This window comes from Novosphingobium sp. (assembly GCF_019748365.1).
GTDB lineage: Bacteria > Pseudomonadota > Alphaproteobacteria > Sphingomonadales > Sphingomonadaceae > Novosphingobium.
The window spans coordinates 1-7,401 of sequence record NZ_JAIEPN010000012.1; the positions used below are offsets into that span (position 1 = coordinate 1).

Below are 7,401 nucleotides of genomic sequence, written 5' to 3' on the forward strand. Positions count from 1 at the left end.
AGGAACACCGCGCCATTGTGATTGTTGGGATCGAGATGATGCTTGAGCAGCTCGGTCGCCGGTTTGGAAATGAGGAAGCCGAACTTGGAGCGCAGCGAGCTGGAGAAGCTGCGGCGCAGGAGATCGGCCACGAAGCGCGCTGCGCCTTCCATGGCCTTGAGCGCAATGTTGCCGGTGAAGCCATCAGTCACCACGACATCGACATCGCCGCGCGAGAGCTTGTCTGCCTCGGTAAAGCCGTCGAAGCGGAAGGCGAGTGCTTCCTGCGCTTCCTTGAGCATGGCGGCTGCTTCGCGCAGCTCGTCGGTGCCCTTGATTTCCTCGGTGCCGATGTTGAGCAGGCGCACGCGCGGTTCAGCCTGTCCATGGACAATGCGGGCATAGGCCGCACCCATGATGGCAAACTGCACGAGATTGCGCGCATCGCATTCGGTGTTGGCACCCAGATCGAGCATGACGAGATCGTGCGTCCCGAGCGTAGGCACCAGCGCAGCCAGCGCGGGCCGATCGATCCCCGGCATGGTGCGCAGCGCGACTTTCGACATGGCCATGAGCGCGCCGGTATTGCCTGCGCTGACGGCGGCACCGGCTGCGCCGCTCTTCACCGCATCAATGGCGAGGCCCATCGATGTGGTGCGCGCACGGCGGAGCGCCTGCGTAGGCTTCTCATCACCGGCCACGACATCGGGGGCGTGCAGGATTTCAGAGGCAGAACGCAGATTCGGGTGCGCTTCGAGGGCCTGCTTGATGGCGGTTTCATCGCCCACCAGCAGGAACTTGAACTGATCGTGCTGACGACGCGCGAGTGCGGCGCCTTCGATCATGACGCGCACGCCCACATCGCCGCCCATCGCATCGACGGCGATACGCGGCAAAGCCATAATCCGGCTGTCTCCCCCTTCAGCCGAAATCAGAGGCCGACGGCAATGATCTCACGGCCGTTGTAGTGCCCGCAGGCACCGCACAGCATGTGGGGACGCTTGAGTTCACCACAATTGGAGCACTCGTGGAAGGCTTCGGCCTTCAGTGCATCGTGGCTGCGACGCATGCCCCGGCGGGAGGGCGAGGTCTTTCTTTTGGGGACGGCCATCTCGGCACCTGTTCCTGATCTTGAAGTCGTCTAGTGGCAAGCGCGATAGGCAAATCCGGACCGGCGCACAACCCCTGTTGGGGCGCCACTCTTGGACGGCCCGACTGGCAATTGGCAGCAAGCTGGAGTCGCCGATCGCGGGCGAAGGCGCGCCTATACGGATTTTTGGATGCTTTGCAAGCGCGGGGCCGCTACGAGGGCTGCGGGGTGCGATAACAAAAGCCCAACGGGAGATAACCGACACATGACATTGCCCATCACGCTGCCCATCACTCTGGGCGCCGTTGCCGCAGCCGCGCTGATCAACATCTGGCTTTCAATCCGCTGCGGCCAGGTGCGCACGGCCGAGAAGGTTTCGGTCGGCGACGGCGGCAACGACAAGCTGATCCGCCGCATGCGCGCGCATGCCAATTTCAACGAGAACGCCCCGATCGTGCTGATCATGATCGCCGCGCTCGAATTCGCGCATCCCAGCAGCTCGGCGCTTGCAGCCGTGGCGGGCGTGTTCATGCTGGGCCGCGTTGCACATGGGCTGGGCATGGAAGGCGGCACCTTCGGCAGCGGCCGTCTGATCGGCACGCTGATCACCCTGTTCACGCTGCTTGGCCTCGCCATCTGGGCCATCATCAGCGCGATGGCCTAAGGCGTTTTACTGCATCAGATTGTAATCGCTGACAAAGCTGTTGGTCTGACGTTCCCGGCCGAAGGTGCTGTTCGGCCCGTGGCCGGGAACGAACATGATATCATTGCCAAGCGGCCAGAGCTTCTCGGTGATCGAGGCGATCAGCTGCGCATGGTTGCCCATCGGGAAATCCGTGCGGCCGATCGAGCCCTGGAAGATCACATCGCCCACCACGGCAAAGCGCGAGGGCTGGTGTACGAAGACCACATGGCCGGGCGTGTGGCCGGGGCAGTGGATCACATCGAGTTCGACTTCGCCGACCGTCACCGTATCGCCATCCGTGAGCCAGCGCGTGGGTTCGAACACCTCTCCCCGGATGCCCCAGCGCTTGCCGTCCTCGTCTAGCCGCGAAATCCAGAAGCGGTCCGCTTCGTGCGGCCCCTCGATCGGCACGCCGAGTTCCTTGGCGAGCACGCCGGTGATGCCGCAGTGATCGATATGGCCGTGCGTGACGAGCAGCTTCTCGATCGTGACGCCCGACTTTGCGATCGCCGCGCGCAGGCGTTCGATATCGCCACCGGCATCGATGAAAGCGCCGCGCATGGTCTTGGTGCACCAGATCAGCGTGCAGTTCTGCTGCAGCGGGGTGACGGGGATGATGGCGGCCTTCAGCGGCATATCGGTCGTTTCGGTCATGCCGTGCAAAGTGGCGTCTGAAGGAGGGCAAAGCAACCCCTCCGACCTGTCTGCGCCGATGACGGAGGGGTAAAAATCCTAGATGCGCCCTCCCTTCCACACCACGCGGCCGATCACCACGACATCGGCGCGGGCGCGCTCCAGACGCGGGTAGGCGGGGTTGTCGCTGATGATCTGAAGGGTGCCGGCTGAGCCGGGTTCCAGCCGCTTCACCAGCAGAACATCATCCAGCCGGATCACGTGGAGCCCGCTGCGCAAGGCTCGCGGGGAGCGATCGACAAGGATTTCGTCCCCATCACGCAGGGTGGGGTCCATCGAATCGCCTTCCACCTCGATCACGCTGAGCATCGCGGGATCGAGGCCCTGCTGGCGCAGCCAGCGGCCAGAGAAGCGCAGGCGGTCAACCGGCGGGGCATCGTGCGCCACGGTGCCCGGCCCAGCCGATGCGCCCAGCGGCAGGCGCGGAATATCGGCCCAATCGGCCCCGCGCGCGGGCGCCACTGCCCCGACCGTGACCACCGTCTCGCGCGGCGGCGCGCCGAGCTCGGCCTCGTCCACCCCGAAGAATTCCGCGAGCGTGCGGCGGTCGTTCTCCTCCAGCTTGCGGGGGGAACCCTTGCGCACGAACTGCTGCAGATAGGCGGCATTGCGGCCCAGCAGACCCGAGAGCGCGGAGAGGCTGACCCCCCGCTCCGCTGCCAGCGCGACGAGGCGCGTGCGGGTGGGGTCCATCAGGGATTCACCGGCCAAGGATTCACCAGCTCTTTGCGTCTCGAATCGGGATTTCATGGCCTAGCTCCATATTCGAAGGATTTTTCCTAGAACTGTAGGAATAATCCGTCAACATGAGAAAAATCCAATAACGACTCGCCCGCCCCTTTCTTTACCTTCGGAGGTCCGACCATGCTGATATGCAAGATCGAGCGGTTCCTTAGCCACCACGCCATGCCACGCACAAAATTCGGCCGCCTCGCCGCGCACGATCCGCGCTTTGTCGACGATCTGCGCAATGGCCGCGAACCCCGCCCCGCTACAACGAGGCGCGTGGAACATTTCATGAACAATTATCGGAGCACCGGCCATGTGGCTTGATCTTCTTCTCCCCACCCTGCTGATCGAGCGCAAGTCGGAGCCCGAAGCGCGGTCCACCGCCCATCCGCGCGTGCGCATCAGCCCCGGTGAACGCCTGCTGCGCGCAGTGGTCGCCTTGGCCGGCCCGCATGCGGACCTGCTGGAGCACCACGAGGCGCCGTGGGCGAGCGTGACCTTTGCGGGCATGCGGCACTCGATCGTGCTGCGCTACGATGGCTGGGAAGCCTGCGATGCCGCAGAGGCGTTCATGGCCGAACTGCCCGAGCACGAGTTCATGATCCCGCGCACACTGGTTGCCGATGCGGCGGTGGTGCGGCTCGACCAGACGCTGCTGCCCGAGCCGGTGATGACGCTGGAGCTGGCGCTGCTGCTGCTGGATGATGCGTGAGGGCTAGGCTCAGGGCCGCGCCGCCATCATTTGCGGCGCGGTCCTGGCGCCGACCCATAGCGACATGTCCACCGCGTTGCTCACCTTGAACGGCGCACCTGACTTGCTCAGGAACAGCGCTTCCATTTCCGCCCGGTTGAACGGACGCGAGCCGAGGCGGCCGAACACCGCCATCTGGCCGCCGGTCTCATCCACGCCGCGATCCCGGTCAAGGCCCTTCGAGAGCGCGAGCGCCGGGCTCGGCGTGTGCGCCCAGGCGATCAGTTCGGGCCTGGGTTCGGGTGAGAAGCCGTAGAAGTTGGGCTGACTGGCGGGTGATGTCAGCTGGAGAACCTTCACGCCGTTGATGCCGTCCGCCACATAGGCAAACAGCGAGGCGTTGGTGGAGGCGACAATCACGTCCTCCGCGTCAGTCAGCTGGCCATCGGCGGTGAACGCCTGATAGATCGAAGGCCGCGTCGGCGCGGTCACGTCGACAATAACGAGGCCCTGCTTCTTCGCCGCGACATAGGCATAGGTACGCGCAAGATAGACGCGGCGGGCGTCTTCGAGCGGCACGGTGGCAGAGGGCACCGGCTGGGGTTTGGCGAGATTGGTCACGTCCAGCAGCTCGAGGCCGTTCGCGGTTGTCACCCAGAGGTAGCGGAACTGCACCGCCGTGGCGCGCGGATCGCGCAAGGGCACGACCGAGGTGATCTTGGGATCGAGGCAAGTCTCGCCGCCCTTCCTGTCCGACACCTCGCAGGGAGCGGCAGGGGACCACGGCTTGGTGAGATGCACCGTCACCAGCGCCTTGTCCGTCACGATATAGGCATAGTCCCCGGCCAGCGTGATATGGCGCGCACCCTTCAGCACGCCGTCCGGATTGAAGGTCAGCGCGCGGCGGAAGAAGTTGTTGCGGAATTCGCCGTCCGCCAGCGTATCGACATTGACCGCGATCAGGCCCTCCACCGCATCGGTGATGAAGGCGTAGTGATAGACCGGCGAGAACGGCTGCTCCTGGTTCGCCTCGCGCATTTCGGGCGTGTTGCGGGTGGGCGCGATGGACTGGTTGGTCGGCAGCGCCATGCAGGTCGCGTTTGTCGTATCGACGTGGGTATCGTGGCCCAAGGGCGAGAACGGCGCCGTCACGATTCGTTCGGAGAAGCCCTTGTCGCCGATCGCGGCGATATCATAGGCGCGGAAGCCGCCCTTCCCCTCCGCCACGAACATGTATTCCCCGCGCATCTGCAGGCAACGCACCGCATCCGAGGTGCCCTTCGTGATGTTGGTAAATTCCTCGCGGCTGGTCGTCTCGCCCCCCAGCTTCTTGTCGAAGATCGCGCCGCGGGTCCAGTTCCTGAGCTCGCGATGGTTCTTCTCGACATGCTGCTTGTAGAAATCAGGATAAGCATAGCGGTGGAGGTAGCTGCCGATCACCGCCTGCGGCTCGTCCCACTCGGTCACGCGCACCGCCTCAAACCCGCCATCGAGGCCGAACCACGCGTTCATGCCGACGAAGTTGACGTAGTTCGTGCCGAGCAGCAGCAGCTGCGCCATGATCGCGTTGTTGTCGTCATCCTTGCTGAGGTGGCAATCGGTGCACTGCTTGGTTTCCCTGGTGCGCACGGTGTGCGGGAAGTGCGGTGCGAAAGCTTGCGAGGAATAGCCGGGCGAGGAGATCGGCGGCTGCTGCACATAGATCCGCTCGCGGTTGATATTGGTCGAGGACAGGATCAGCGCCGAAGTCGAGCGGATCGGCGCGGTGATCGCCTTGCCGCTGACGGGGTTGCCAGAGGCATCGAACTTCACCGGATCGGAGCCGGAGGACTTGTTCGACTGGTGCTTGCCGAGCTGGAACATGTCGTCGCGCGCGACCTGCGGGTTATAGGTCGCGTAGTTGCGGGTGTAGTCTTCCTCGTACTTGTGCGTGGCGGACTTCCAGTTGGCCTCGATGGGGAGGTGGCAACCGGCGCACGAAGTCGTCCACGAGAGATGGCAGGTGAAGCAGGCCATGTCGTCATCGCCATGCGCGCGCTCGGCCTTGGGGACGCCGAGGCCGAAGCGGAACATCCCATCTTCCGCGCCCGATTTGCCCATCAGCTTGGCGCGCGCGGCCTTGGGATTGAACACCGGCTTGCCCGAGGGTTCGGTGATCCCCTGATATTGCGGATCGACCGATTCCTTCACGAGGCTGACGCGCCACGCGAGCTTGGGATCGATGATCGAGCGCTGGATAAGGACGCGGCGGCCGTTCTCCACCGACCATTCGAAGCGGCGCTGGCCGTCCATATTGCGCAGCAGCGCCAGGTTCTCGCCCTTCTCCGGCGCGGCGAGGTTCGAGGTCATCAGTGTCGGGTAAGCATCGGGGGTGCCGTGGCAATCCTTGCAGCCGATGGAAACCGCATTGGCGACTTCGCCGTAGATCAGGCCGTTGCCGTGGCTGTCCTGCGCGAAGTGGCAATCGGCGCACTGCATGCCGAGCTGTGCGTGGATATCCATCATGTGGACCGCCTTGCCGGGACCCGACGGCCCGACATCGACGAACTTGCCCTCGCCGTTCTTGCGCCACTTCTCCGGATCATCGGGCGAGATGATATGCGCCTTGTCGGTGCCGTAAGTCGCCATGTCGCCATCGTCGTCGAGCAGGTTGCCCCGCCGGTCGCGCTTCAGGATCGCGCGGAAGTTCCAGCCGTGGCCGTGGTAGTCGGCGAACTGGGTGTCCTTGTTGTCCGCGTTGAGATCGTAGACGTTGCGCAGGAATTCGACGTCGCGCCACAGGCCGCGCGGGGACGCGCCCTCAGGATTGCGATCGAGCACCTCGCGCTGCTCGGCCATGTTGGGGCGGAACTGGGTCTTGAATGCGCGCTGCCAATCGGCATCCGAAACACCCGCAGGCCGCGGCGCGGTGTTTTCCGGCCCGGGCCACATGCGGGGTGCATCGGACTCATAGTCCCACATCGTGTAGCCGAGGAACGAGTTCAGGAAGATGTTGGGCTGGTGCATGTGGCAGTTCATGCACTGCGCGGTGGGGATCGCGCGGGTGAAGGCATGGACCAGCGGGTGGCCGCGTTCGCGCTCCTGCATCGCCACCGGACCCGCCGCGTGACCGCTATGGTCAAGCCCGGCGGCGGCATGGGCCTCAGCCTGGCTCATCTTGTGCTCGTCCATCGTGCCATGCGGCGCGGGGCCCTTGGCGGGCGCATAGACCAGCTGCTGGGCAGACTGGATGGCCCGCGCGCAATCGCCCTCGCGGTCGGCGCTCTCCTCGGGGTCGGTCGCATCGCCGCCCATGTACTTGCCGCGCCCGCCGAGCACGGTGCCGCGCACGCGCTCGTGATGTTCGTGCTTGGCCGCATCATAGGTGCCATAAGCGCCGCTGCGATGCTCGCCCTCGCGCAAGGCATTGATCGCCGGGTCCGCCGTGATCGTCTGCCCATCGCGCCCGCACTTGGCGTAGTTCAGGCTGTGGCGCGGCTCGCGGTCGTTGGCGTAGATCACGTGGCACGAAGCGCAGCCCGAGGAGCGGTAGTC

8 protein-coding genes are annotated in these 7,401 nt (G+C 64.8%); 3 read left to right on the plus strand and 5 right to left on the minus strand.

Features of this window, described 5'->3' with window-relative positions; all coding sequences use genetic code 11:
* Together plsX and rpmF are read right to left on the minus strand one after the other, a co-directional pair.
* The coding region (gene plsX / locus K5Q19_RS02095) for a phosphate acyltransferase PlsX (protein WP_292940559.1) at positions 1-881 on the minus strand (881 nt) is incomplete at its 3' end.
* Positions 882-910: 29 nt separating this feature from the next.
* A complete protein-coding gene (gene rpmF / locus K5Q19_RS02100) occupies positions 911-1,090 on the minus strand; it encodes a 50S ribosomal protein L32 (protein WP_054121704.1) in 180 nt (59 codons plus the stop codon).
* A 244-nt stretch (positions 1,091-1,334) separates the two neighbouring features.
* On the opposite strand from rpmF, the gene K5Q19_RS02105 reads away from it, so the two are divergent.
* Complete coding sequence (locus K5Q19_RS02105) at positions 1,335-1,733, plus strand: MAPEG family protein (protein ID WP_292940565.1); 399 nt, start codon at positions 1,335-1,337, stop codon at positions 1,731-1,733.
* A 6-nt stretch (positions 1,734-1,739) separates the two neighbouring features.
* Here the strand turns inward: K5Q19_RS02105 and K5Q19_RS02110 are convergent, their stop codons facing one another.
* Both K5Q19_RS02110 and K5Q19_RS02115 read right to left on the minus strand, forming a co-directional pair.
* Complete coding sequence (locus K5Q19_RS02110) at positions 1,740-2,408, minus strand: MBL fold metallo-hydrolase (protein ID WP_292940568.1); 669 nt, start codon at positions 2,406-2,408, stop codon at positions 1,740-1,742.
* Positions 2,409-2,486: 78 nt separating this feature from the next.
* Positions 2,487-3,140 (minus strand): LexA family transcriptional regulator, encoded by a 654-nt coding sequence (locus K5Q19_RS02115; RefSeq protein WP_292940571.1) that lies wholly within the window; start codon positions 3,138-3,140, stop codon positions 2,487-2,489.
* Positions 3,141-3,311: 171 nt separating this feature from the next.
* Between K5Q19_RS02115 and K5Q19_RS02120 the strand changes: the two genes are divergently transcribed.
* Together K5Q19_RS02120 and K5Q19_RS02125 are read left to right on the plus strand one after the other, a co-directional pair.
* On the plus strand, positions 3,312-3,500 hold the full coding sequence (locus K5Q19_RS02120; RefSeq protein WP_292940574.1) for a hypothetical protein: 189 nt from the start codon (positions 3,312-3,314) through the stop codon (positions 3,498-3,500).
* Positions 3,490-3,888 carry a hypothetical protein gene (locus K5Q19_RS02125; RefSeq protein ID WP_292940576.1) on the plus strand — a complete coding sequence of 133 codons (399 nt, stop codon included), beginning with the start codon at positions 3,490-3,492 and terminating at the stop codon, positions 3,886-3,888. The genes K5Q19_RS02120 and K5Q19_RS02125 overlap by 11 nt, the downstream gene beginning before the upstream one ends.
* A 9-nt stretch (positions 3,889-3,897) precedes the next feature.
* Here K5Q19_RS02125 and K5Q19_RS02130 read toward each other — a convergent pair.
* Positions 3,898-7,401, minus strand: a 3,504-nt coding sequence (locus K5Q19_RS02130; protein ID WP_292940580.1) for a hypothetical protein, incomplete at its 5' end; no start/stop codon positions are given.